This is a genomic window from Meiothermus cerbereus (assembly GCF_051297115.1).
Lineage (GTDB): Bacteria > Deinococcota > Deinococci > Deinococcales > Thermaceae > Meiothermus > Meiothermus cerbereus_A.
The window spans coordinates 1-832 of the sequence record NZ_JBEVAL010000159.1 but is presented as its reverse complement, the minus strand read 5'-3'; the positions used below and the strand labels follow the sequence as shown (position 1 = coordinate 832).

Below are 832 nucleotides of genomic sequence, written 5' to 3'. Positions count from 1 at the left end.
CATCCACGTGGGCGCAGGTCCATCCTAAAGGGGTGGTCCCACGTTTTGACGTGTACTGAGGTCTACGGCCTAACCCCAGCAGGGTTGCAGGAGATCGGGACCGTTTCCGGTGCCCTGGCGGCGCTTCCGCCTTGGGTTTTGAAGGCAGGTGCTCTAGAGGATGGGCAGCAACGCTATGTGCCCGTGGGCACCCCTGGAGGCAAAGGGGTTTTGCCGCCGGTATTCCATCGCATGCGGGAGGGCCACTTGGCCTTGGATCCATCTGGGAACTACCTGCTCCTGGTCAATGCCCAGCCCCTTTGCAACTGCCCTAGCCGGATTGTGCGTCTGGCCCTCCTCCTCACCAACCCTGTGGGTCTTTATGCGGAATACGTGTACCTGCTGGATGAAGCGGGGGCCCAGGTGGCCGGGGTAGCCTGGCCAGATCCCAAAAGTATTTTGGTCTTGGAGACCGCTGGCCAGAGGGGCCGCCTCTATCGCATAAACCTGAATGCCGGGGAGGACATTGCCTTTAGCGCCTGGGGCGAGGGGGGACTGGAGGAGCGAAGCCCGGTGCCCGTGCGCCCTGTGGCTAAGGTTTTGCTGGCGGAAGTACCTATTGCCCAAGCCTGGGGGTTGGGTGTGGAAGCTCCGGACCGCCTTCTCACGGGGGCGGAGGGGAAGGTCCTTCGGATTCAATTGCCCAGCGCCCTCTGGTAGACGTCGTAGACCTCAGCCCGCAGGCCTAGCCTGCGGGCTGTTTCCACGTTTTCCGGGTCGTCGTCCAGATAGAGGGTTTCCTCGGGGGCCAGGCCCAGGCCCTCGAGGGCCATTTGGAATGCCCTGGGGTCAG

The 832-nt window shown here is 63.0% G+C and carries 2 protein-coding genes; one reads left to right on the top strand and one right to left on the bottom strand.

What is annotated here, in order from left to right; translation table 11 throughout:
* Positions 1-252: 252 nt before the first annotated feature.
* A complete protein-coding gene (locus ABWU19_RS14935; RefSeq protein ID WP_435902416.1) occupies positions 253-699 on the top strand; it encodes a hypothetical protein in 447 nt (148 codons plus the stop codon).
* On the opposite strand, the gene ABWU19_RS14930 is transcribed toward ABWU19_RS14935, so the two are convergent.
* The coding region (locus ABWU19_RS14930; protein WP_435902417.1) for an HAD-IA family hydrolase at positions 675-832 on the bottom strand (158 nt) is incomplete at its 5' end. The genes ABWU19_RS14935 and ABWU19_RS14930 overlap by 25 nt on opposite strands.